At 53.3% G+C, this 22,535-nt stretch carries 28 protein-coding genes and 1 pseudogene; 12 read left to right on the top strand and 17 right to left on the bottom strand.

Annotation, left to right across the window (positions count from 1 at the left end):
* The 10 genes from ACQ86N_RS44600 to ACQ86N_RS44645 all read right to left on the bottom strand — a co-directional run bounded on the left by ACQ86N_RS44600 (position 1) and on the right by ACQ86N_RS44645 (position 7,419).
* Positions 1-1,431: an ATP-binding protein gene (locus ACQ86N_RS44600; RefSeq protein WP_431212684.1), complete on the bottom strand. Its 1,431-nt coding sequence runs from the start codon at positions 1,429-1,431 to the stop codon at positions 1-3.
* A 93-nt stretch (positions 1,432-1,524) separates the two neighbouring features.
* Complete coding sequence (locus ACQ86N_RS44605; protein WP_431212685.1) at positions 1,525-2,115, bottom strand: DUF4194 domain-containing protein; 591 nt, start codon at positions 2,113-2,115, stop codon at positions 1,525-1,527.
* Positions 2,116-2,199: 84 nt separating this feature from the next.
* Complete coding sequence (locus tag ACQ86N_RS44610; protein WP_431212686.1) at positions 2,200-2,499, bottom strand: hypothetical protein; 300 nt, start codon at positions 2,497-2,499, stop codon at positions 2,200-2,202.
* 2 nt (positions 2,500-2,501) lie between these two features.
* Positions 2,502-2,768: a DUF3375 family protein gene (locus tag ACQ86N_RS44615; protein WP_431212687.1), complete on the bottom strand. Its 267-nt coding sequence runs from the start codon at positions 2,766-2,768 to the stop codon at positions 2,502-2,504.
* Positions 2,740-3,525 (bottom strand): DUF3375 family protein, encoded by a 786-nt coding sequence (locus ACQ86N_RS44620; protein ID WP_431212688.1) that lies wholly within the window; start codon positions 3,523-3,525, stop codon positions 2,740-2,742. Before ACQ86N_RS44620 ends, ACQ86N_RS44615 begins: the two co-directional genes overlap by 29 nt.
* A 371-nt stretch (positions 3,526-3,896) precedes the next feature.
* Complete coding sequence (locus tag ACQ86N_RS44625) at positions 3,897-4,346, bottom strand: class I SAM-dependent methyltransferase (protein ID WP_431212689.1); 450 nt, start codon at positions 4,344-4,346, stop codon at positions 3,897-3,899.
* Positions 4,347-4,530: 184 nt separating this feature from the next.
* Entirely contained in the window at positions 4,531-4,653 is a 123-nt protein-coding gene (locus tag ACQ86N_RS44630) for a hypothetical protein (protein WP_431212690.1), read from the bottom strand.
* Positions 4,654-4,655: 2 nt separating this feature from the next.
* Positions 4,656-6,461: a beta-N-acetylhexosaminidase gene (locus ACQ86N_RS44635; RefSeq protein ID WP_431212691.1), complete on the bottom strand. Its 1,806-nt coding sequence runs from the start codon at positions 6,459-6,461 to the stop codon at positions 4,656-4,658.
* A gap of 36 nt (positions 6,462-6,497) precedes the next feature.
* A complete protein-coding gene (locus tag ACQ86N_RS44640) occupies positions 6,498-6,965 on the bottom strand; it encodes a hypothetical protein (protein ID WP_431212692.1) in 468 nt (155 codons plus the stop codon).
* A complete protein-coding gene (locus ACQ86N_RS44645) occupies positions 6,937-7,419 on the bottom strand; it encodes a YhcH/YjgK/YiaL family protein (RefSeq protein WP_431212693.1) in 483 nt (160 codons plus the stop codon). The genes ACQ86N_RS44640 and ACQ86N_RS44645 overlap by 29 nt, the downstream gene beginning before the upstream one ends.
* A 288-nt stretch (positions 7,420-7,707) precedes the next feature.
* Between ACQ86N_RS44645 and ACQ86N_RS44650 the strand changes: the two genes are divergently transcribed.
* The 9 genes and pseudogenes from ACQ86N_RS44650 to ACQ86N_RS44690 all read left to right on the top strand — a co-directional run bounded on the left by ACQ86N_RS44650 (position 7,708) and on the right by ACQ86N_RS44690 (position 12,934).
* Entirely contained in the window at positions 7,708-8,220 is a 513-nt protein-coding gene (locus ACQ86N_RS44650) for an RNA polymerase sigma factor (protein ID WP_431212694.1), read from the top strand.
* Position 8,221: 1 nt separating this feature from the next.
* Positions 8,222-8,503: an anti-sigma factor family protein gene (locus ACQ86N_RS44655; protein ID WP_431212695.1), complete on the top strand. Its 282-nt coding sequence runs from the start codon at positions 8,222-8,224 to the stop codon at positions 8,501-8,503.
* A gap of 78 nt (positions 8,504-8,581) precedes the next feature.
* Positions 8,582-9,208, top strand: coding sequence for a HEAT repeat domain-containing protein (locus ACQ86N_RS44660; protein ID WP_431212696.1), 627 nt, complete (start codon positions 8,582-8,584; stop codon positions 9,206-9,208).
* Positions 9,205-9,399 (top strand): hypothetical protein, encoded by a 195-nt coding sequence (locus tag ACQ86N_RS44665; protein WP_431212697.1) that lies wholly within the window; start codon positions 9,205-9,207, stop codon positions 9,397-9,399. Before ACQ86N_RS44660 ends, ACQ86N_RS44665 begins: the two co-directional genes overlap by 4 nt.
* A gap of 7 nt (positions 9,400-9,406) precedes the next feature.
* Positions 9,407-9,619 carry a hypothetical protein gene (locus ACQ86N_RS44670; protein WP_431212698.1) on the top strand — a complete coding sequence of 71 codons (213 nt, stop codon included), beginning with the start codon at positions 9,407-9,409 and terminating at the stop codon, positions 9,617-9,619.
* A gap of 1 nt (position 9,620) precedes the next feature.
* Positions 9,621-10,085 (top strand): hypothetical protein, encoded by a 465-nt coding sequence (locus tag ACQ86N_RS44675; protein WP_431212699.1) that lies wholly within the window; start codon positions 9,621-9,623, stop codon positions 10,083-10,085.
* A 3-nt stretch (positions 10,086-10,088) separates the two neighbouring features.
* Positions 10,089-10,916, top strand: a complete 828-nt coding sequence (locus ACQ86N_RS44680) for a DUF4097 family beta strand repeat-containing protein (RefSeq protein ID WP_431212700.1) — start codon at positions 10,089-10,091, stop codon at positions 10,914-10,916.
* Positions 10,917-11,459: 543 nt separating this feature from the next.
* A pseudogene (locus ACQ86N_RS44685) lies at positions 11,460-12,261 on the top strand (alpha/beta hydrolase fold domain-containing protein).
* Between the two features lie 244 nt (positions 12,262-12,505).
* The gene (locus ACQ86N_RS44690) at positions 12,506-12,934 is read left to right on the top strand and encodes a metallophosphoesterase (protein WP_431212701.1); all 429 of its coding nucleotides are present in this window, start codon (positions 12,506-12,508) and stop codon (positions 12,932-12,934) included.
* Between the two features lie 158 nt (positions 12,935-13,092).
* On the opposite strand, the gene bla is transcribed toward ACQ86N_RS44690, so the two are convergent.
* The 5 genes from bla to ACQ86N_RS44715 form a co-directional block, all read right to left on the bottom strand.
* Positions 13,093-13,989 (bottom strand): subclass B3 metallo-beta-lactamase, encoded by an 897-nt coding sequence (gene bla / locus ACQ86N_RS44695; RefSeq protein ID WP_431212702.1) that lies wholly within the window; start codon positions 13,987-13,989, stop codon positions 13,093-13,095.
* Positions 13,990-14,096: 107 nt separating this feature from the next.
* On the bottom strand, positions 14,097-14,420 hold the full coding sequence (locus ACQ86N_RS44700; protein WP_431212703.1) for a T9SS type A sorting domain-containing protein: 324 nt from the start codon (positions 14,418-14,420) through the stop codon (positions 14,097-14,099).
* Positions 14,421-14,422: 2 nt separating this feature from the next.
* Positions 14,423-15,448 (bottom strand): hypothetical protein, encoded by a 1,026-nt coding sequence (locus tag ACQ86N_RS44705; protein ID WP_431212704.1) that lies wholly within the window; start codon positions 15,446-15,448, stop codon positions 14,423-14,425.
* A gap of 147 nt (positions 15,449-15,595) precedes the next feature.
* Positions 15,596-17,575, bottom strand: coding sequence for an MGH1-like glycoside hydrolase domain-containing protein (locus ACQ86N_RS44710; protein WP_431212705.1), 1,980 nt, complete (start codon positions 17,573-17,575; stop codon positions 15,596-15,598).
* Between the two features lie 20 nt (positions 17,576-17,595).
* Positions 17,596-18,093: a hypothetical protein gene (locus ACQ86N_RS44715; RefSeq protein WP_431212706.1), complete on the bottom strand. Its 498-nt coding sequence runs from the start codon at positions 18,091-18,093 to the stop codon at positions 17,596-17,598.
* Positions 18,094-18,431: 338 nt separating this feature from the next.
* On the opposite strand from ACQ86N_RS44715, the gene ACQ86N_RS44720 reads away from it, so the two are divergent.
* A complete protein-coding gene (locus ACQ86N_RS44720) occupies positions 18,432-19,199 on the top strand; it encodes a DEAD/DEAH box helicase (RefSeq protein WP_431212707.1) in 768 nt (255 codons plus the stop codon).
* Positions 19,196-19,840, top strand: coding sequence for a helicase-related protein (locus tag ACQ86N_RS44725; RefSeq protein WP_431212708.1), 645 nt, complete (start codon positions 19,196-19,198; stop codon positions 19,838-19,840). Before ACQ86N_RS44720 ends, ACQ86N_RS44725 begins: the two co-directional genes overlap by 4 nt.
* A gap of 2 nt (positions 19,841-19,842) precedes the next feature.
* On the opposite strand, the gene ACQ86N_RS44730 is transcribed toward ACQ86N_RS44725, so the two are convergent.
* Both ACQ86N_RS44730 and ACQ86N_RS44735 read right to left on the bottom strand, forming a co-directional pair.
* The gene (locus ACQ86N_RS44730) at positions 19,843-20,505 is read right to left on the bottom strand and encodes a chromate transporter (protein WP_431212709.1); all 663 of its coding nucleotides are present in this window, start codon (positions 20,503-20,505) and stop codon (positions 19,843-19,845) included.
* Complete coding sequence (locus ACQ86N_RS44735; RefSeq protein ID WP_431212710.1) at positions 20,417-21,094, bottom strand: chromate transporter; 678 nt, start codon at positions 21,092-21,094, stop codon at positions 20,417-20,419. The genes ACQ86N_RS44730 and ACQ86N_RS44735 overlap by 89 nt, the downstream gene beginning before the upstream one ends.
* Before the next feature lie 87 nt (positions 21,095-21,181).
* Between ACQ86N_RS44735 and ACQ86N_RS44740 the strand changes: the two genes are divergently transcribed.
* Positions 21,182-22,501 (top strand): amidohydrolase, encoded by a 1,320-nt coding sequence (locus ACQ86N_RS44740; RefSeq protein ID WP_431212711.1) that lies wholly within the window; start codon positions 21,182-21,184, stop codon positions 22,499-22,501.
* Positions 22,502-22,535: the final 34 nt, after the last annotated feature.

The following is a 22,535-nucleotide window of genomic DNA, read 5'->3' on the forward strand; positions in this document are numbered from 1 at the left end:
CTAGTAATCGAAGAGCCAGGGGTTGAGCAATTTTTCCATTGCCGGCTGCCAGTCCAGCTGGTCGCCTCTCACCTGCACCAATTCGCCAGCAAAGGGCAGTTCATGATCTTCTAATTTTAATTCTGCACATAGATCTCGGCGAAGATTGATAAGATGGCTGGGTATATTATTTTTGCTATTCAGAAGAATGTTTAGTTCCGTCTCAATTTTTTGCTTCTCTTCTGTGGCTTTTTTCAATTGGTCCTGGGCCGAATAAGCATCTTCTTCATTGTTCCTGATTTCGGTGGCGAGCCTTTTTTCTGTACGGTCTGCTTCTCTTTTGATTCGCATATAAGAGGCTTCGTCAGCCGGCTTGTTCTCATCCAGCCGCAAAAGATCGCACCATTCTGAAAATCTCTCCGAAGCCTTTTCTGCCTCCTTTACCTGTTGGTGTAGGAGTTCCCGATCTTTTTCAAGTTGCTGAAGGCGTTGTCCGGCCTTATTTTGCTCCAGCTGATTGAGGGTCGTCCGTTCCTCCTCCCGTAAATTTTGCAATTCCATCCGCGCCTCTTCATCCTTACGACGCAGAGATCGGAGTTCTTCTTCCTGCTGGCGGACATAACTGTCCAGCAAGTGATATTTTGTATATTTCAGCCAGATTTTCGAAGTATCTATTTCCGTACGCGCCTGTTGAGCAAGCCCGGACTGTTCCCGAAATGTCAGATAATGTTTTTTCAGGGGCTGCAAAAGCCGGATCTGCTCCTCTGACTTTTCAATATTGCGTTGCGCATCGATTAATGTGGAAAGATGCTTTTTAAGCTCCTGGAACTCCTGCTCCATATTCCGCGGCTCCAGCATATTGGTGCGGATGAACTCGTTCAGCTCGCCCAGCACCTTGATACCCATGGTCTGGTTGAACAGGCTTAGCGCCTGCATGCTTTGCATGCCTAGGACTTCAACCATTCGCTGTGCATAACGACTGGCGGCATCGAACCATTCCACCTGCTTGCGACTGCCCTTGTTGTATTGCTGATCGATGCGGCGTCGCCAAGTCCCACTGGTGTCGAAGGGGCGAAAATCGTCTTCGATGTGCAGCGGCTTGTGCGCAATGGCGAAAACCCTCCGCATTTCGCTTCCGCTGAACCAGCGAACCTGGAATAAAGTGACAAATTGATCCGCTTCATTGGAGAAATGAGCCAGCAGAATACTATAAGCTACTTCCTTGTTTTCCCGTAAATAGAGGGTCCTGCTGGATTGGCCATTATCAGAGTGGGTAGTACTATAGCCGCCTAGCACATACGATTCTTCAGTGCGGTCGCCTTTTTTCTCACTGCCGGAGGACTGATTATAGAATCTGTATCTTTTTTCCGGGACGATCAGCGTAAGTAGAGCGTCGACAAAAGTAGTCTTACCGCTGCCGTTGGCGCCGGTAAGTAGCGAAGGTCTCTCCACCCGGGCTTATTTTCCAGACGTTCTCGTGCGAAGGTCCCCCAGTTGTAGAGCTCCATATATTGGAGGCGAAAGCCCGATTTGTTTTCATCTGTACTAAATACGCCCAGCTGCATGAATAGTAAGTTGTTGTTTAAAGTTTTCCAGTAATTCGTTATTTACACGAGCTTTGATGATCTTTTTGATCCGAAATTTTTGTTCGTCAGAGAGGTCATGATTTTCGACTTTTTCCAGAAAATCTAGTTCTTCTACTTTGTCGATCAGCCGATCAAGATCGCGGATGAATTTTACCCGGCTGGCGTTTTCCTTGAAAAATAGTTCGGCATATTCTTTTATCTCCCTACGTTTTTTGATCAGCTCACGGCTGGTGGCCTCGCCAATTTCGAATTCAGCCATCATATCCCGCAACAATACCAGCAAGATGCTCTCTTCGTAGCCTAGCTGTACGCGACGTACCCAGCCGGCGACATTGTCTTCTTCATCCAGTCGAACTTGTTCGAAAAAGGCGTAACCGTCTTCCTTTTCCAGCACGAGCACCAAGCCAAGCTGCTGAAGAAAACGGGTTAGCTCTGTCTGATATTGCAGCAGCTGGTCCCAGGTGGATTTCTCAAGATACTCGACGGGTCCTTTCAGGAGCTTGATGAATAGCGAAGTATAGGGTAATATGGTTGACTTATCTGTACTCATAATTTGGTGATTTGTTTTTATCGGCTGAACAGCAGATATGGTACTTCTATAAACTGCGTTTTCTCCGGGTTGAGCGGGATAAGCTCAGTGATCTCCTGCATGGCCTGTGCGCGAGCCGCTTTTTCCCGCAGGAAACTGAAATAGCTCACAACTTCCGCCACACCCATGTTCTAGGCCCGCCTGTTCTATTACCTCTAATAGCGTCGCCGTCGATTTTTGTTGGAGGATCATCTCGACGTTCCCCCAAAGTTTTTTACGATCGATATACTTAGCCCCGAGCAACCGGCCAAAGCGTTCCAGGTCCTCTATTTTTTCCATGGCATTGGCCGGCTGCCGAAGGACGGATGCAGAGTGGCGTTCGGCCAGATTGAGCCTGCGTTCCATATTCATCCGGATAGGGAGGGGCTGTCGAGCCGGAGCCCGCAGGGAGGCGTCTCTTCGTCCATGAACTGAAAGACGAGCTCCTTGATGCTGCCTATCTGCTGGCGCAGGCGCCGGTGCCGGGCTATCTCCTTTTCGGTGATGATACGGCTGAGTTTCTCGGCCATCTTGTCGTTGGACTCGTATACATTGCGGCCCTGCTGCAGCAACAGGGATTTTATGTTCTGGACAAAATCGCCGTCGCTATCGATACTTCTTTCCTGCAGCAGCAACAGCAACTGGTCGGTGAGCAGCCGCCACTCTTCCTGCCCCGCGCGGGACACCAGGGAAATCCCAGAAGGCATAAAAGCTCTTGCCCTGGTCGCTCTTGCGCAGCGCGTCATAAGCTTCGAAAGCATAGCCGACGATCGCGCCTTTATTGACTTCCGCCCGCGTATGTTGCTCCACGATATGACGATGGATGAATTTGAAATTGTCTTCCACTTCGCGGAAATCGCTGAGCAGCTCATGACTCAGACGGGTAAACCATTCCAGCCGTTCGCGCAGCTGGGCATTGGTATATATCTCGGGTTTGAAACCCATCTCGATCCGCTTGATCTCCTTGTCGATCTCGGCTTTTCTGTTCTTTAACTCCTCCAGCCTTTTCAGCGAATCGTCTTCGGTATACTCGACCATCTCCCGAAGCGTCTGAAACAAAAATCGAAACCGGCTCTCCGTCCCTACAAACTGCCTCTTCTCCAGACTTACCAGCCACTGAAACAGCTTTTCCGTGTGCGAGCTCAGCTGGTACTGCGTGACAGCGTCCCCGTCGGGAAAATCCTGCAGCAGCCGGCGCTGAACCCAGTTGAGAAGGTATTTGCGGGCTCTGCTTTCTTCGTCTTCTCCGAATTCGATACGGGCCTCCTCGAGGTCTTCTATCCCTTCGGAGTGATTGCGCAGCTCCTCCGCGAGTATGCTGATCAGCGCGGGTTCCGGTAAAGAAAGGATGCTTTCGGTCTTGAATGCCTTAAAAGGAAGGGTATCACCCACTGCGCGTTCCGCATCCGGATGATCTGTACGGCGGGAGAGGTTTCAAACAAATAGGATATATCCGATATCGGCATAGGCGTTAAAAAGTATCGATTAGGGCAGAAAAAGGAATACCCCTTCCGCCGGTGGGGATAAAAAAATTCCGTTTGGGGAAAAAACCGGGAGGATTGTTGAAAAATAGCCGGGCACGCCCCGTTTGCGTCTGCCGGAGAGGCGCGGGACATCACTGCGGCCTGCATCGAACCAGGTACTGCTCCCACGGGTCCTCATAAAGCAGGTTCGCGGACCAGCCTTCCTGGCCGGCGATGTCTTTTAGCGTTTTATGATCGATAAAAAGCCAGGGGAACCAGTCCGAACGCTCGCGCCGGTATTCATACTGATGCAGGATCTCCCCATAAGTATTGTCCCTCCAGTTTTGGCGGTTTTCCGTCGTATAGATAGGCGACGTCGGAAGAGTCGAAGATCAGCTGTCCGCCGGGCTTCAGCAGGCCGCGGGCGCTGGCAAAAAATCTTCTCAGGCCATCGGTCGTGCCGGAGATGCCGATACCGTTCATGAGCATCAGGAGTGTGTCATACTTTCCGCCCCCCAGCTGAAAAAAATCCCCCTCAATTACATTTTTTACTCCCCGGGCCTTCATGATCTCCACCGCCTGCGGCGAAATATCGAGAGCCGTTATATCCTGTCCCATTTTCTGCAGGGCAAGCGCGTGGCTTCCGGCCCCGGCGCCGATATCGAGTATCCTGCCCCTGCACTGCTGGAGGGCGACCCATTCCAGCTCGGGCATTTTCTCCATATCCCTGAAGAAGACATCCACCGGCATTTCTTCCCTGGATTCTCCGTCGCCGGCCTTTTCCCGAGGGGAACCTGTCTTCGGAACACCGGCATCTTCTTCCGGCGGGATCTCTTTTGCGGAACAACGGTCAGCCGGTGACGAACCCAGAGCTTTGCGGTGGATGTCTTATTATAATGGTCTTTCAGTGCGTTACCAAGAACGTCAGTCATAGTTATTCTACGTCTACGATACCTGCACGGCGGCGAAGCTCGGGCACGGTTAGATTGATCTGCCGGCCGATGGGTTTTCCATCCCGGTAGGTGATGATCTTCAGCCAGGACGCGTCTTTGGGCACCGTCAGCGGACCCGTATATTTCGGATAGAAATTATCCGGATTGAGTTGTCCCAGCTATAAAAAATATCAAGACCAGGAACCTCCGTGGACAGCTCGATGCTGATCGATTTGTCGGAGGCATAGTCTTTATTCACCTTGATGATGGCGTCGAACATCGAGCGGGAATATTTCACCTGTTCGTAGTCCAGTCTTTGAAAGCTACCTTCCACCCTGCTGGTAAAACCCTTCCAGTCCTTCTTTTCTTTCGGCGTCCAGAGAACCTCCGCGACGGCCATGGCGCGAGGCCATATCATGTACTGCATGTGGCGGGTATTGTAGACCTGTTCGGTCCAGAGATTCGCCTGGCCGCCGATAATATATTTGGGGTCGACGCTGTCCGGAACTGGCTCGTATGAGTAGGTCTTGTTGAGACGGAGGGTAGCATATACAGGTGGTTCGAGGGCGGCATCGCCCTGCATGTAGTCCAGGTAGAAGAAAGTCGTTGGGCTCATGACAACGCTATGACCCATTTTTGCGGCCTGGATGCCACCCTTTACTCCCCGCCAGCTCATGACTGCGGCGTTGGGGGCCAGCCCTCCCTCGAGGATCTCGTCCCAGCCGATGACTTTTTTGCCTTTGGACTCAACGATCTTCTCCACGCGTTTTTCAAAATAGCTCTGTACTTCCTCCTGGGTTTTGAGTCCCTCCTTCTTCATCAGTTGTTTGACGGCGTCGCTCTCCTCCCAGAAATTCTTGGCGCATTCGTCGCCGCCGACGTGGATATAGCCGAAGGGGAACAGCTGCGCCAGCTCGGTGAAGACCTTGTCAAGAAAAGGATAGACCTTCTCATTAGCCGGGCAGAGGGTATTGTCGATGAGCGCGTCGAAGCCGCCCGTGTGCCAGTCCATGATCCTTTCGCCGCTGCGGACCTTGTATTTGTCCGCGCCCGGTGTGCAGGAGAGCTCGGGATAGGCCACGATGGCCGACAGGCTATGACCCGGAATATCGACTTCGGGAAGAATGTCGACATAGCGGTCCTTTGCATATTTCACCAGCTCGCGGATATCGTCCTGTGTATAGAAGCCGCCGTATTCGCGCGGCTCGTCGGGCGCAGGGGCGGGGAAGGTGCCGAAGGTGCCGACCCGTTTGGCGCTCCAGGCTCCTGCCTGCGTAAGACGGGGCAGACTCTTTATCTCGACCCGCCAGCCTTCGTCGTCGGTGAGGTGCATGTGCAGTAGGTTGAATTTGTATTTCACCATCTCGTCGATAAAGTCTTTCACCTGCTGCTTCGTAAAGAAATGCCGGGAGACGTCCAGCATCAGACCCCTCCATCCGAATCGGGGGTAGTCGGTGATCGTCGTGCAACGCACCTGCCAGCTGGTCCTCTTTACGGCTCCGCGGCTTTCGATCTCACCGGGCAGCAGCTGCAGCAAGGTCTGAACGCCGTAGAAGACACCCGCCGGCTGGTTGGCTTTGATCACAATCGCCTTTGGCGTGACCGAAAGGGTATATCCTTCCGCGCCCAGGGCGTTGTCGGGAGTTTTATTTATAATAAGACGGATCGTCGCGGAGGAATTGCCGGCGGCGACCGATACGGCATAACCGGTGGCGGTCGAGAGATGGTCCTTCAGGTCCTGTACGGCCTGGCCCACGGCCGGGTCACTGGCTTCGATCACGATGCTCATCGGAAGCGTTAGACTGCCGGCGTCCATCTGCTGGCTGACCGGTGCGGGTATCAGCGCGATAGCGTCATCACTGCCGGGTGTTTGTGCGAACGATGCGAGTCCGGCGCCAAGTACTGTCAACAGTAAAAGGAGTGTCTTTCTCATGGTTAATGCAAGCTGGTTTAAATTTTTATAAATTGACTAAAATACTTCCTTAATAGTGGTATTTATCTGGCCGGATGTAATGTGGTCGCCGGCGGTTAAATTTTGCAGCAGACGGGCAAGTGGCGCATTCGGGGAAAGAAAAAAGATCGTCTCTCCGTCGATGTTATGCCTGCCCAGACCGGCGGCGATGAAGAAAGCGAGCCCCTCGCAGCGCAGAAAAGCGCCCGGCCTTCCGTCCTTAAAGAGCTGCTCCGTGTTGACGGCGTGCAGGGTCGCCAGCTCTTTCAGGGATTCCGTCAGCTGGCGGGAATGCATCTCCTGCTGCAGATGGCCCATGGCGCGGCCGGTCTCATACTTGTCGCCGGCGGAGCTCTTCTCCTCGCTGTTGGCGGCCTCCCGGGCCTGGTCGATGGCGGCCCTCGAGACATTGATGCGCTGGGTGATATGATCCAGCGCCCAGCGGCGAAGCCTGTTCTTAAACGCTATCTTTTCCGCATCCGTCACAGTGCAACTTTAAGAACGACCTTTTTGACCAGCTCGGGCTGGTGCCGGAATACTTCCGGCTGGTGGATGTCGGAGGGGAAAAGATGATGAACTGACCCGCGGGCAGCGTAATATAGTTGAGGGCTTCTTCGGGGATACTGTAGAGTGCGTAGTCTTTTTCGGGATTATAGGGAGAGGTCTCGGGTTGGTCGGTAAGGGGTGTGTAGCCAAATCTTTCCGTCCCGGATATGACGATCTGTATATCGGCATAGTCCCGGTGGCTTTCGGGGCTGCATTCGGCCACGGGTTTGGTGGTATATTCGTTGACGATGGCAAAGACATTGTCTCCGTCGATCAGGTACTTACCGGTTTCCATGTCGGCAAAATTGGCAGAAAGGGCGTAGTGGATGGCTTTCTCAAAGTTCGGGCTGATAACCTTATACCAATGCAGCTGGGACAGGGTGGATGTGATCATTTCGGTTCAAATATTTTCATGGAATGTGGGACAAAAAATCCTAATTTAAAAATAATTTTTTGTCCCAAAACTCTCAATGTCTGCACCCTTCGTGTGCGATTCGGCCTCCGGCCGGATCCGTACCAACTTTGATGGAAAAAAATAAATGGGAACTTTCCGGTAACCTTTTTCTCCCAGGGAAGTTTCCATTGACAGCACGGGGTAAAAATGTGGGAGAAAGGCCACCGGCATCATGAACCAACCAGAAATCTAATCAGTCGCTTGAACTCATTGACGGATAACGCGCTTATGCTAAAGGTAAAGTCCGGAGACCTGGACAAAATGGCCTTGCTGTTCCAGCGATACCATCGGCCCCTCTATGGCTTTCTGTATCATATGACCGGTCAGAAGGAGGCGAGCGAGGACATGGTGCAGAACGTTTTTTACCGGATGCTGCGGTCGCGCCATACGTTCACCGGCCAGGGGGAATTCAGGACCTGGATGTACCATCTCGCGAGGAACGTCCTGAAAGACCACCTGAAAAAGGACGGTCGCTACCGCCCAATGCCCGATTGGGAGGACCGCCTGGCCGGAGAAGAGCTGGTAGAGGAGCAGCTGGAAAGAAAGCAGGAGCTCGAAATGCTCCAGCTGAAAATGGAAAGCCTTAGCCCTGAAAGCCGGGAGGTGCTTGTCCTCAGCCGGTATCAGGACCTGAAATATTCGGAGATCGCCGGGGTGCTGGATATCAGCGTAGCCGCGGTAAAGGTGAGGATACACCGCGCGATCCGTCAGTTAAGAATGTTGTATCTGCAAACAGAATAGTATGAACTGCGAAAAAGGAAAACAATATTTGGCCGGATGGATGGACGACCAGCTGACCGACGCCGAAAAGGCGGAGGTGGAGCAGCATTTGGCGGATTGTCCCGAATGCCGGCAGCAGATGGAGGCCAACCACAACCTCTGGGATTCGATGGGGAACATACCCGTCCCCGCGCCGTCGGATAAGATGCAGGTCCGGTTCGACGCGATGCTCGAGACGTACCGGCGGGAACAGGAAAACAGACCGCCCGGCATAGCCTTTTTCTCCGGCAGCTGTTTGCCCTGAAGCCGGGCTTTACCCGGGCCTACAGCCTCGATCGTCCTCATACTCGGCGCGGGCCTTGGCTTCGTCATCAGCCGGGGAATGAACGACACCCCCAAAGGCCGGCCGGCGCAAGCTGTCGCAGCAACCAATCCCCCGAAACAGGACAGCCCTGTTACCACCGTCACGATCACCGGCTCATCCGCCAGCCAGCAGGTAGCCGATACCGGGGGCACCTCCGGCACGGGCGTCAACGACGGCACGGGCGGCGACGCCTCCGAAAAACAACAGCTGAAAGCCCTTGTCGTCCAGATGCACGAAATGCGGGAGATGGTGATGCTGGCCCTTCTGGAGAATCCCTCGGCATCCGAGCGCATCCGTGGCGTCGGCTATGCCAGCGATATCAAGTCGGTAAACAAGAACGTGCTGGACGCGCTGTTCAGCACACTGAATAATGATCCAAACAGCAACGTGCGCCTGATGACGCTCGACGCGCTAACCCGCTATGCCGACGTTCCTGCGGTGCGGCGGGGGCTGGTACAGTCCATCCTTCAGCAGGGGTCACCGCTGGTGCAGGCCGCCATGGCCGACGTTATGCTTCGGCTGCAGGAGAAAAAGGCGGTACAGCCATTGAAAGAGCTGTTACAGCAAAAAGACCTCAATGAAATGGTGAGAACAAAAGATCCAGCAGACCCTTACACGACTGATCTAAAACCAACCAAAATATGAAAAGAAAATTCATTCCCCGGATCATGGGAATCACGGGACTGGGCTTCTTATGCGCCGCCGGGACGGCCGCCTCCGCCCAGGAGTTCAAGGACCATATCAAAAAGGAGTTTACGGTGCAAAAGGCGGCCTCGACGGTCCTGGCCATTTACAATCTCGAAGGTTCTATCGACGTCCAGGGGATATGCCGGTGACAAGGTCGTGATCGAGATCGACGAAGTGATCCACGCCAGCACCCAGGAACAGCTGGAAACGGGGAAAAAGGAATTCAAACTCGGTTTCGACCAGAAGAATGACAGCATCATCGTCTATACGGCCGAGCCCTACGACACGCGGCCGCGGTATCAACCGGTGGAACGACCGGCACATCGAATATCGCTGTCAGCTGGAGTTCACCGTAAAGGTTCCCTATGATATGAGCCTCGACATCCGGACCGTCAACAAGGGCAGACTGGCGATCACCGACGTCGGCGGAACACTGAGAACGCATAACGTGAACGGAGCGATCACGATAAAAAACGCAAAGGGTACGACCGAAGCCCGGACGATCAACGGACCCGTGACCATCAACTATCTTCGCGTGCCGCCCGATACGTCCAGCTACTATACCCTGAACGGAACGCTGGAAGTCACCTATCCCGATGATCTCTCCGCCGACGTACAGTTCAAGAGCATGAACGGCAGTCTGTTTACCGATTATGACAATACGGAAACCCTGCCCGTCGCCGTGGTAAAGAACGTCGAGAAGGGCAGTAGTCGCGGTACGCTGTACAGGCTGGACATCGCGCGGCGGGTAAAATTCGGCAATGGCGGAAGGGTCCTGAAGTTCGAGACGATGAACGGAGATATCTATATAAAAAAACAATCCCAAAAACTATAGGATATGAAAAGGATAAGAATTGTATTTCTCACTGGTGTTATTTTGTTGGTGGCAGGTAGTAACAGGCTCATGGCGCAGTCGAAGGAGCAGCAGCTGGTGGTCCCCCTGAGTGAGCCCGGTAAACCGTTCAAGGTAAATGTGCACGTACTCTATGGATCGATAAAAGTAGCGCCTTATGAAGGGAAGGAGGTCGTGATAGACGTTTTTGGCGACTCTTCGCGCAAGCATAGGGACGACGAGGCGGCCCCGGGCGGAATGCACCGTATCGGCGGGGGGTCCGGCCTGAACGTCACCGCGGAAGAAAGGAACAACAACGTAGAGGTCAACGGCGGGCTGTCAAAGCTGTCGGGGATCATGGTAAAGGTTCCGGCCGGACTGACATCGCTGCAGCTGGGTGCGGTCAACGACGGCAGCATAACCGTCAACGGTGTGAGCGGCGCGGTGGAGATCAACAACGTCAACGGTCCGGTGACGGTCAAAGATGCGGTTGGATCGGTCGTTGCCAATACGGTCAACGGCGCGGTAATCGTCAATTTCAAGAGCGTCGATACCAGGGCGCCGATGGCTTTCTCCACGCTGAACGGCAATGTGGACGTGACTTTCCCCGCGGACATGAAGACCAACCTGAAGCTGAAGACCGACCGGGGTGGCGTGTTTACCGATTATGAGGTCGCGGTGGACAAGTCCCAGCCTGCAACGAAGAAGACGGAAGAGAACCATATGTACAAGCTTTCCATCGACGAGTGGATGTACGGCAAGATCAACGGCGGCGGACCCGAGGTAATGATGAAGACGATGAATGGGGACATATATATAAGGAAAGCCAAATAGCCGGCATATTTAGGTATATATTGTCATACTTAATTTATGGTATATCGATGGTCGAAAAGGAGCAGGGTCGTCTACGGCCTGCTCTCAGTGGGCGCCCTGTTCGGGGGCGCTTATCTTATATTAACTATCCTCAGCCGCGCCCCGGTTTTAGCCCCGCTGCCCGGCTCCCTGCTTTGTATCCTGGGACTAGGGGTTTTTTGGGCCATTACCCGGATCAGGCCGACCATTGGTGATCAGTCGCTGACGATAAATGAGTTGTTCACTTCAATGGTTCAAAGCGCGCGATCAGGACGTTGACCGGCGGGAGCAGGACCGCCGGATGCTGGTACCGGCTGCGGGAATGAGTCTGCGAAGTAATCGGTATATTAGCCTACACTTAAGAGCTCCGAATGAAGTCTTTCCTCATCCTTTTGTCCATCGTGTTGGCCTCCGCGACCGCGTCGGCCCAGACCACCGGGCGGCCAAAGACGGTCAAGCCGCCGAATACAACCCGAAACACCCAGCCTAACCAACTGTCCCAGTGCGCCCCAACCGCCGGAGAGAGTGAAGAGCATTTTTCCTCCGGGTACCGTTAGCTATCCCAATATTCCCTATGCCGGCGATACGCTGCAAAAGCATCTGCTGGATATCTATCTTCCTGCTAACGCAGGGCCGCACACACCACTGGTCGTCTGGATACACGGCGGCGCATGGATGCTGAATGATAAATATGCGGATATGGGTTATATGCGCGGTACGGTCCGCGGGTTCCTGGAGAAAGGATATGCCGTGGCGTCCATCGACTACAGATACAGTACGACGGCACTGTTTCCGGCGCAAATCCAGGACTGCTCGCAGGCGCTGGAATTTCTGTACCAGCACGCGGATCGGTACCGGCTCGACAACAGCCGTATCGCCCTTATCGGATTTTCCGCCGGCGGCCATCTCGCGTCGCTCATCGGCCTGTCGAACAACAATGCCATCGAGGCCTTTTTATCCTCCCGGAGGAGCGACGAATTACAAGATACGATGCGTGCTCGACTTTTATGGTCCGTCCGACTTCATCATGCTGGCGGGCGGTACCGATACCTCCATCAACAATGAGCGCAATCCGGTGTCCATCCTGCTGGGGGCAACGCCGCTGGCCCGGCCCGACCTGGCCAAAAGGGCGAGCCCGGCGACCTATGTCGATAAAAACGATCCGCCCTTCCTCATCGTTCAGGGAGAGAAGGACGAGTCGGTTCCAAACACGCAATCAAAAATGCTCCATTCCCTGGCTGACCCTTGCCGGCGTACCCAACGAACTGATCGTCGTCCCGAATGCTCCCCACTACGGCGAGATGTTCGACGCGGAGCATATCCGTGACCGGGTGTTTGCCACGCTGGAGAAGTATATGAAATAAGAGAACCAATAATTATTGTATCTTCGTCTTGCTTCGGATAGGGGAAATATTGTTCCTCAAATCCATTTACGATGCAAATTCAATATTGCTCGGATCTCCATCTTGAATTTCCCGAAAATCAAAAGTTTCTTGCGAGACATCCCCTGAAACCTGCGGGGGATATTCTTGTCCTGGCGGGCGATGTTGTTCCTTTCTGCGACCAGGAAAATGCCCGCGGATTTTTCGACTTTGTTTGTGATCATTTTTTCGGTATACTGGGTTCCCGGCAACCATGAATATTATGGTTCCGATATCACCGACAAGCAGGACCCCCTTTTCGAAAAGATCCGGGATAATTTATTTCTGGTAAACAATTGTTCTGTCGTCCACGAAGGCGTGCGACTGATCTTTACGACATTGTGGAGTCGGATCAGCCCGCAACTGCACTGGGACATGCAGAGAAGCGTCTCCGACTTTTCGGCCATCCGGTTCCGGGAAGAGAATTTAACCCCCCGCAATTTTTCTTTACTTCACGAGGAGTCTCTGCGGTTCATGAAAACGGCTCTCAGCGAAGGAGGGGAGAACTCGACAGTCGTCGTTACCCATCATGTTCCTACACTGATGAATTACCCAGGGTCTATAAGAACAGCTCCCTGACAGAGGCCTTCGCCTCAGAGCAGTTCGATCTTATCGCGGATTCCGGCGCCGACTGCTGGATCTATGGACACCATCACATCAATACGCCCGAATTCAAAATCGGGAAAACGCGGTTAGTTACGAACCAGCTCGGATACGTACACCGATATGAGTACAGGTCATTTGACCGGGGCAGGTTCGTGGAAATTTGAGGCCATCCGCCGGTGATAGGTCTCCTGCAACTTCCTGATCTCCGCGTCGTAAGTCGGCCGGTCAAAAAACGCTTCGGGATGGTATCCCTCACCCGGCTTGTGTTTCTTCTGCAGGTCGAACTGGCTGGCGTGGGAGGAGAGCCAGATATCAAACTGCATCTTCGGCATCTGACTTAGCGTATAAGCATAGTCCCGGCCTACTTCGGGGTAGGTTGGCATCGAGGGAAGTTTTGTCTCGCTGAGAATGGACGGCATATTGACGATCAGCACCTGGTAGCTGCGCGACTCGTCTTTCACGGTGACGGCAAAACTACACGCGCCTTTAGTATGCCCGGGATGATGCAACACCGTGACCACGGTCCCGCCGAGCGAGACGAGATCCTTGTCGTGCAGCAGCCGGTCGGCTTTCACCGGCCCGAACATCGGTCCATGACCCCCCATGTCAAAATCCGAATTCCCGCCATCTGCCATTACCGGGGCGTCTTTTTCCCCGATCATCAGCCTTGCACCCGTCTGACGTTTGATCGCCGCCATCGCACCAACATGGTCGAAATGGGCGTGCGTCGCGAGGAGTATCTTTATATCGGAGAATTTGAATCCAAGGGCCTCGACGTGTCTGCGGATCATCGTATCCGACCCGGGCAGACCGGTATTGATAAGGATATGACCCTTCGGCGTGGCCAGAAAATAGGAACAAAGGTCATAGGTCCCCACATAGTACAAATTTCCGGCGATCCGGAAGGGTTCCTGGTCTTTGACCCAGGCAGTGTCGAAATTGGGGACGTATAATTTCTGGGCAACTGAGCTCAGCCCGAGGCTCGTAATTACTAAAAGGATGGCAACCGATCTTTGTATGTACTGCATGACGATGGAAGTTAGCAAAAAGCGCGGACCCGCGGCGCGGGGCTTAATAAATAAAAAAACCTCCATAGAAATGGAGGTACGACCTATTATAACTATTAACACCTTGCTTACTTGGTAATCATCAGCTGACGGCTTTCTCTTGCACCATTCCCGTCGACAACCGACAGGATATAAACGCCGGGAGCGTAATTTCCTACAGCGAACGTAACCACCACACCGGCACCGGCCTGCGCTGTTTTTTCCTGCATCACCTGTCCGGCCATATTGATCAGACGAACGTCGGCCTTTGCGGTAGTGGCGCCGGTAGCAACACCCAGCGATACGTTAACATACTCTTTTGCGGGGTTGGGGAAGAAGCTCACCGAGCTGACCAGGCTGGTACGAACAACCTTTACTTCCGTATAACCAAAACTATTGTCGAGATCGCTCATCCTCAGGCGGTAGTAGTTGGTGCCGGCCAGGGGTTTTCGTCGGTAAAAACATAGTTGGAAGCCATATCGCTGTTGCCCTTTGCTGCAACCACACCGATCGTCGACCAGATCTGTCCGTCAGCGCTGCGTTCTACACGAAACTCTTTGCTGTTAACCTCCATCTTCGTGTCCCAGTTCAGCGTGATCGTCTTGTCGTTATTCAGGATCGCGCTAAAACCGACCAGGACAACGGGCAGCGTCGTATTTGCAACCGCGCCGGCAGAACCCAGAGAAGCGGGACCGTAAACAGCAGGATTCGCACAGGCGTGGGGAGCCGCGCCGCCGCAGTTGAGGTTGTTATTCTGCGTCGATTTGGTCTTTGTTGCGGCCGGGGCAGAATGCGTGCTGGGATGATAGTCGTAGTTCGACCAGTTATTATACGAGTTGTTTACATTCCCGATATTGACCGAAGAGTTGTCATACAGGGTCAGGGTAGGGCCGCTAACCGTGAAGGCTGCATTGCTGGTCTGCGATCCGTTGCCGATAACGATCTGGCTGTTGGTCATCAGGTTTATCGGGGTGCTGCTGCCACCTGTAGACATCATCGTAGCATTGTCGTTCAGGTAGACCACACTCGAAGTCAGGTCAACCTGGTAGCTGGTATTGAAATAAGAGCTATTATTAAAAGTGAAGACGCTGGTCGTCAGCGACAGGGGAGCGTTTACTACCACCTGTCCGTTGCCGTTGACCGTCATAGTAACCGAAGAAAAAGTAGTGGTAGTCACCGAACCGCTGTACTGCAGATTCAGGGTCTTGCTGTTCAACGTGATATTACCACCGGCAAAAGAACAGTTCTGACAGGTTACGTTGGCGTCGATGTTCAGGGTAACATTGTTCGCTATATTGATCGTACAGGAAGCACAGGTCGCGGGCATAACCGAAGACCAGTTCTTGTTGGAGTTGATATTATAAGTAGTGCCGGCAAAAGAACCAAGGCTCAGGGTTATCAGGGCGGCGATCAGTGTGGTGGTGTAAATGTTACGTTTCATACTCTGCGTTTTAATAGGTCGGATTATTTTCCTGACTGGAATATTACCAAGTCAGTGCCATTAATTCAAACCATTAAAAATCAAAGAGATACGCGCTTGTGCCATCCATCCAAACATCCAACAATGGGACCGTTTTCCCAATTTGGGTTATTTTCCAACAGACGTCGCCGTCTTCCCGGCTTCTGTTGCCGGGGCCCTTCCGTCTAATTCCGAGATCAATTCCGCGACCAGCGCAGTCCAGCCCGTCTGGTGACTGGCGCCCAGGCCCTGCGAGGAATCGCCGTGAAAATATTCGTAGAACAGCAGCAGGTGTTCATTCCCCGGTTTCTGGTAGAACCAGTTATACTTCCCGTGGGAAGGCCGGGCCCCCGTAGCATCCTTTTTGAAAAGGCTGATCACCCGGGCGGTCAGATGGTCTGCTATCTGTTCGAGATTCATCGACTTACCCGAGCCCGCAGGGAACTCGACCTGCAGACTGTCACCATAGAATTTCCCGTACTGCCGGATAGACTGTATAATAATATAGTTGATCGGTATCCAGACGGGACCGCGCCAGTTGGAATTACCGCCAAAAAAGTCGGAGGTCGAGTCTCCCGGGTCGTATTTGATATTGTAGTCGATACCGCTGATGTTGATGGTGTAGGGGTGCTGTTCGTGGTATTTTGACAGGGCCCTGATCCCGCCAGGCGACAGGAACTCCTCTTCGTTGAGCAGCCGGTCCAAAAGATAGATCAGTCTCTTCTGCGGCACGAGCGACAGCAAGATCTGTTCTCCGTCGCTGTGCTCCTCGTTGGGCCAGTACCGCCGGTTCTTCAGCCGGTAGTTCTCGAACCACGTGATCCTCTTCTTAAAATCGGTCAGCTTGTGCAGGGTCTTCTTCTCGATGATGCTCACGGCAAACAGCGTCGTCAGTCCCACAATGGACTGGATCCTCAGCTGTACCGGCGAGCCGCCGATGGACAGCGTATCGTAGAAGAAACGGTCTTCTTCGTTCCACATGCCGTGTTCGTTGAGCGCCTCGGCGATGAGAACAAAATGCTCGAAGAATTTGGTGGCCGTATCTTCGAACGACTCGTCCTTCATGGCGATCTCCAGCGCCATATCCATCATGTTCAGCGCGTACATCCCCATCCAGCTGGTACCGTCGGCCTGTTCCAGCTGCATATCGCCGCCCAGAGAGTGACTCCGGTTGAAAACTCCGATATTATCCAGCCCGAGGAAGCCTCCCTCGAACATGTTATTGCCGTTGGCGTCCTTCCGGTTGATCCACCAGGTGAAATTGATCAGCAGTTTCTGGAATATTCTTTTGAGAAAGGAGATATCTCCTTTGCCGGTCCGCTCTTTTTCTATCCTGTAGACGGTCAGCGCGGCCCAGGCCTGTACGGGCGGGTTGACATCGCTGAAATTCCATTCATACGCCGGTATCTGCCCGTCGGGTTTCATATACCATTCGCGCATGATCAGCATCAGCTGGTGCTTGGCGAATACCGGGTCCACCATCGCCATGGATATGCTCTGAAAAGCCAGATCCCATGCGGCATACCAGGGGTATTCCCATTTATCGGGCATGGCGATGATATCCTGATTTTTCAGGTGTTTCCAGTCATGGTTGCGGCCATTCAGTTTGCCGGCATTTACGGGAGAAATGCCGTCGCTGGTAGTCAGCCAGCGCTCGACGTCGAAATGATAATACTGTTTGCTCCAGAGAAGCCCCGCCAGCGCCTGGCGCTGAACGGCGGCCATCTCCTTGCTGATATGCGGAGGCAGTATGGCATGATAGAAGGCGTCGGCCTCCTGCTTGCGGCTCTGGAAAAGACCCGCGGGATCTCCGCTGAAAGGCTTCTCCATGATCTTATTGCTCAGGCGCAGATAGATCGAACGGGTTTCGCCCGGCGCCAGCGTATATTTATAAACGGCGGCGAATTTAGTTCCGCTCTTTTTGTTCTTCAATAACTCGAGGTTCTTCCCTTCTATGATGGCGTCGTGAAAAGCGTCCTTTACAAATGGCGTCTTGTTGGGGACTCCGGAAACCTTTTCAGTGTTGGTCTCATTTTCCGTGAACAGGCCATAGTCGGCCGGTTGAAAATAGAGATAATAGGGTCCCAGCCTGCTGTGCGTCGCCTTCACGGAGCTCTTGTCCCGGCTGGTTATGATAGGCTTTTTTCCAGTCCGTCATTGTTGCCGCGGTTGTAGAACCAGAGGGTAGGCAGGACCGTGATAGGGGCTTCCTCTGTATACCGGTTCTGAATGTCGATACGAATAAAAACGTCGCGCGCGTTCTGCTTGGCGTAGGTGATCGTCACGTCGAAGTATTCGTCGTTGTCAAATACACCCGTGTCGAGGATCTCGTATTCGGGCTCGTCTCTGGAGCGTTTCCGGTTCTCCTCCAGCAGCTGCTTGTAGGGAAACTCCTGCTGTGGATACTTATACAGGTACTCCATATAATAGTGCGTGGGCAGATTGTCCAGATAATAGTAGAGTTCTTTCACGTCCTCGCCGTGATTCCCTTCGTTATTACCCAGGCCAAAAAGCCGCTCCTTCAGAATGTGGTCCTTCCCATTCCAAAGCGCTACCGCAAAACAAAGATTTTGAAAAAGTCGGAGATACCCCCCAATCCATCCTCGCCCCAGAAGTAGGTTCTGCAATGCGCATGGTCATACGGAAAATAATTCCATGCGTCCCCGTATGCGCTATAGTCTTCCCTAACCGTCCCCCATTGTCTTTCACTCAGATATGGACCCCATTGTTCTAAAGGTATCTTTTTGGCAGCGTTAACCGCCAATCGTTGATGTTCAGCCGTCATGATTTTTGTCATTCACCTATAGTTACAAGATCGGCAAGCAAGCGTTTCCAGCCGGAAGTTACTAAAGTTCCGGCGGCAAGTGCCACTATTCCTGGCTTATTATTATTTTATCAAATTTGAACAGATGTGAATAAATTGATCGAAAAAGACCGAACTTTAACCCTTTAACTATATTCAATTTTGACTTTTAAAGAATTCGGCCTTAACGAAAGCCTCCTCGAAGGCATAGAGGCCTCAGGATACGAAAACGCCACCCCTGTACAGGAACAGGTCATTCCAATTATATTAAACGGCAGGGATCTTATTGCTTCCGCACAGACCGGCACCGGAAAAACGGCAGCTTTTCTCCTTCCCATCGTCAACAAGCTTATCAATGCACGCCACGACGATCAGATAAGTGCGCTGATCATCGTCCCCACGCGGGAGTTGGCTGTCCAGATCGCTCAGAACCTGGAAGGGCTTTCCTATTTCACTCCGATCAGCTCCATCGCCGTCTATGGCGGGGGAGATGGAAGCAGTTTCTCTACGGAAAAGCAGGCGCTCTCGAGTGGTGCGGACATCGTCATCTGTACCCCAGGAAGAATGATCGCCCACCTTAATATGGGCTATGTGAAGCTGAAGGCGCTCCAATTCCTCGTCCTCGACGAGGCCGACCGTATGCTGGACATGGGCTTCTATGACGATATCATGAAGATCATCTCCTTTATTCCGCCGGTGAGGCAGAACCTTTTGTTCTCGGCGACCATGCCCGTCAAGATCCGCGATCTGGCGAGAAAGATCCTCCATGATCCGGAAGAGATCAATATTGCGATCTCCAAGCCGCCGGCAAAGATCGTCCAGAAGGCATTCGTCGTCTATGAACCACAAAAGATACCACTCGTAAAATGGTTGCTTAAGTCAACTAATCTAAAGAGTACGCTTATCTTTTGCTCGAAAAGCACAACGTGAAACAGCTGACGGCGGAGCTGCGCAGGTCCCGTTTCAACGTCAAGGAGATCCATTCGGACCTCGAACAGGGCGAGAGAGAGCAAGTGCTGCTGGAGTTCAGAAGCCGGCGTTTACCCATACTCGTTGCGACGGATATTCTTTCGAGGGGCATCGACATCGACAGTATCGAAATGGTGATCAACTATGACGTTCCCAATGACGGAGAGGACTATGTCCACCGTATCGGCCGCACGGCACGCGCGGAGACAGACGGTATCGCCTTTACCTTCATCAGCGAAAAAGAACAGAATAAATTCCGGTCGATCGAAGAATTGCTCGGCCAGCCCGTGGACAAGGAACCCGTTCCCGCGGAGTTCGGTCCGGCGCCTGAATATTCTCCCCGCAGCAAGTCGGGGCGGGGCGGACGCGGCGGCGGTGGTGGCAACAGGAGACGGCCTGGCGGCAAACCCGGTGGCGGCCATGGAGGCGGCCCGGGTGGTCACGGCGGTCACTCGCGGAACAATTCTTCCGGTCATCAGGGCTCCCGGAATCATGGCCAGCAGGGTTCACGCAACCATTCCGGCGGCGGGGGACAGCGGGGGCCCGGGTCGGCTCCCCAGGGCGGTCATGGCGGCGGCCACGACAGGAGCGGAGCCCAATAAGATCAGTGAATATAACTAAGCGCGATCCCGCCGACCAGCCAGATCAGTACGATCACAGGCGAAGGCAGCCGGGAATATTTCAGCAGCAGCCAGGTCACGATGATCACCGTCAGCTTCATCACAATGTCTGACCATAGGGCCGTCTGGAGGTCTCTCATCATATACAGCGCAGCGCCGATCATGATCCCTGCTACCACCGCATTGATTCCTTCCAGCGCGCGGTAGACGACGGCGTATTTCTTCAGGTTGTGCCAGATGGGAAAGAAGAATAGCACGAGCAGTGCGCTCGGCAGGAAAATACCCGTGGTGGCGATAAAGCAGCCCAGTATCTGGTACCCTGTGCCTTTGTCCTTCATGATGATCCCACCCATATAAGAGGCAACGGAGAACACCGGGCCCGGTATCGCCCGCACCATCCCCCAGCCGGAGTAAAAATCATCCCTGTTCATCTTGATGATATTCGGATTCCGCTGCAGCAGTGTCTGCGACTGCGGGCGGGCTACATATTGTTCGTAGGTCATCGGCATCAGCACGTTGCCGCCGCCAAAGACCAGGCTTCCGAAACGGTAGGTATTCTCAAAAAGGTTCAGCGGCCGGCGACTCGGCCAGTTGTTGTTCTTCGCCAGTTCGGAAGCTGGTACCCGCCAGAAGGAAGATGACGGCAAACAACCAGATATTCCCCCACTTGACCTTCTTCGGCAGAACGTCCTTCTGCGGGATACGCCGGCTGCTGATGCTGGTCACGAACCCAGCGCCTACCAGCAGACAGGGAACGATCCACGGCGCCTTGAAAAGTAAAAAGGTCACGATCGTACTGATGACGAGGATCACCCGAGTGATGGTATTGTGTACAGAGATAGAAAAGGCTTTCTGTGCGGCAAAACAAAGGAACCCGATGGTCATCGGTCCGATGAAACGAAAAAGACCCGCACTCTTCATCGGAAAGAAGGAGAACAGACCCATCAGGATGCAAGCCGGTAAGGTCCAGATAATAAGCGTGAGCATCGCGAGCACAACGCCACCCCGTTTGTATCCGATAAGGGTAAGCGTTTGCGTAGAGGAAGCGCCAGGCAACAACTGACAAAATGCGTTGTAGTCGATCAACTCTTCTTCGGTCACATCCTTCCTCCGATATACAAAGGTCTTCAACATCATGCTGAAGTGCCCCTGCGGCCCGCCAAAAGCCGTGATACTATATAGAAAAACCGTCTTTAGAAAAGCAATATGTCGAAACAGAACTGTCAATACGGCCACAATATACAATATTCCTCCCTGCGCATTGATGGGGAATCGGTATATTTAGAAATACCAACACCCCTGCAGCATGAAAAGCCTCCTCCCTTGCTTTCTCATTCTTCTGACCTTTACAACACAGGCACAAAAAAGGTTTCAGCCGCAACCACGTCCGGGGCTACCCGCGAAACGATCCGCGCCGCGATTAACGCAGCTGCCGACAGGATCGAACCCAAAACCATCGCCTGGAGAAGGGATTTCCACCAGCATCCCGAACTCGGCAATCACGAGACGAGGACGGCAAAGATCATCGCCGATCATCTCCGTGCTCTCGGCCTGGAAGTACAGGAAGGGGTGGGGAAGACCGGAGTAGTAGGCATATTGAAAGGTGATAAGCCAGGACCCGTCATCGGACTCAGGGCCGATATGGATGCCCTGCCCATCGTCGAAAGGACGCCGGTACCCTTTGCCTCGACGGTCAAATCCAGCTTTGGTGGTCAGGAGGTCGGCGTGATGCACGCCTGCGGACATGACTCCCATATGGCTATCATGATGAGCGTGGCGGAGGTTCTGTCGGGAATGAAAAGCAGTCTGAAGGGAACGGTAAAATTCATCTTCCAGCCCTCCGAAGAAGGTCCGCCTCCGGGTGAGGAAGGTGGCGCGCCGCTGATGATCAAAGAGGGAGTCCTCGAAAACCCAAAGGTGGACGTGGTTTTTGGGCTTCATATCAACTCCGCTACAGAGGTCGGTAAGATCAAATACCGCAGCGAGGGTGCGATGGCGGCCTCGGACTGGTTCACTATAAAAGTACACGGGAAAGGTTCCCACGGCTCGCAGCCCTGGGCCGGTATCGATCCGGTGGTCGTTTCAGCCCAGATCATCGAGGGTCTCCAAACTATTATCAGCCGCCAGACCGAATTGACAAAGGATGCTGCGGTCATCTCCGTCTGTGTGATCAACGGAGGCGTGAGGTCCAATATCATCCCCGAGGAAGTCGGGATGACCGGGACCATCCGAACCCTGGACACGGGTATGCAGCGGAGCATCCATGAGCGTATGTACAGGACCGTGACCCGGATCGCCGAGAGCGCCGGCGCTACCGCCGAGCTGTCCATCGACAACAAGACCCTGATCACGTACAACGACCCGGCCCTCGTGAAAAAGATGCTTCCCTCGCTGCAGGCGACCGCGGGTGAGGATAATGTTCTCTGGATGGACGCGGTCACCGGGTCCGAGGATTTCTCCTTCTTTGGGGCAAAGGTTCCTTCCTTTTTCTTCTTTCTGGGGGGTATGAAAAAAGGACAGGATCCCCATACGGCCTTTCCGCACCATACGGCTGACTTTTATATCGACGAATCAGGTTTCAAGCTGGGTGTAAAGACATTTTGTAACTTAGTCTTTGACTATGCGGACCAAGTGCATAGTTAATTTATCTCATGCGTAAAGCCTTATTCAATTATGG

Origin of the sequence: Puia sp. P3 (genome assembly GCF_050632245.1) — a bacterium.
GTDB lineage: Bacteria > Bacteroidota > Bacteroidia > Chitinophagales > Chitinophagaceae > Puia.

Bases quoted from the DNA above. Each gene is read 5' to 3' on its own strand.
- ACQ86N_RS44605 (WP_431212685.1), bottom strand. From the start codon at position 2,115: ATGAGTACAGATAAGTCAACCATATTACCCTATACTTCGCTATTCATC.
- ACQ86N_RS44610 (WP_431212686.1), bottom strand. From the start codon at position 2,499: ATGGAACGCAGGCTCAATCTGGCCGAACGCCACTCTGCATCCGTCCTT.
- ACQ86N_RS44625 (WP_431212689.1), bottom strand. From the start codon at position 4,346: ATGCCGGTGGATGTCTTCTTCAGGGATATGGAGAAAATGCCCGAGCTG.
- ACQ86N_RS44635 (WP_431212691.1), bottom strand. From the start codon at position 6,461: ATGAGAAAGACACTCCTTTTACTGTTGACAGTACTTGGCGCCGGACTC.
- ACQ86N_RS44645 (WP_431212693.1), bottom strand. From the start codon at position 7,419: ATGATCACATCCACCCTGTCCCAGCTGCATTGGTATAAGGTTATCAGC.
- ACQ86N_RS44650 (WP_431212694.1), top strand. From the start codon at position 7,708: ATGCTAAAGGTAAAGTCCGGAGACCTGGACAAAATGGCCTTGCTGTTC.
- ACQ86N_RS44655 (WP_431212695.1), top strand. From the start codon at position 8,222: ATGAACTGCGAAAAAGGAAAACAATATTTGGCCGGATGGATGGACGAC.
- ACQ86N_RS44660 (WP_431212696.1), top strand. From the start codon at position 8,582: ATGAACGACACCCCCAAAGGCCGGCCGGCGCAAGCTGTCGCAGCAACC.
- ACQ86N_RS44665 (WP_431212697.1), top strand. From the start codon at position 9,205: ATGAAAAGAAAATTCATTCCCCGGATCATGGGAATCACGGGACTGGGC.
- ACQ86N_RS44675 (WP_431212699.1), top strand. From the start codon at position 9,621: ATGAGCCTCGACATCCGGACCGTCAACAAGGGCAGACTGGCGATCACC.
- ACQ86N_RS44680 (WP_431212700.1), top strand. From the start codon at position 10,089: ATGAAAAGGATAAGAATTGTATTTCTCACTGGTGTTATTTTGTTGGTG.
- ACQ86N_RS44690 (WP_431212701.1), top strand. From the start codon at position 12,506: ATGCCCGCGGATTTTTCGACTTTGTTTGTGATCATTTTTTCGGTATAC.
- bla (WP_431212702.1), bottom strand. From the start codon at position 13,989: ATGCAGTACATACAAAGATCGGTTGCCATCCTTTTAGTAATTACGAGC.
- ACQ86N_RS44700 (WP_431212703.1), bottom strand. From the start codon at position 14,420: ATGAGCGATCTCGACAATAGTTTTGGTTATACGGAAGTAAAGGTTGTT.
- ACQ86N_RS44705 (WP_431212704.1), bottom strand. From the start codon at position 15,448: ATGAAACGTAACATTTACACCACCACACTGATCGCCGCCCTGATAACC.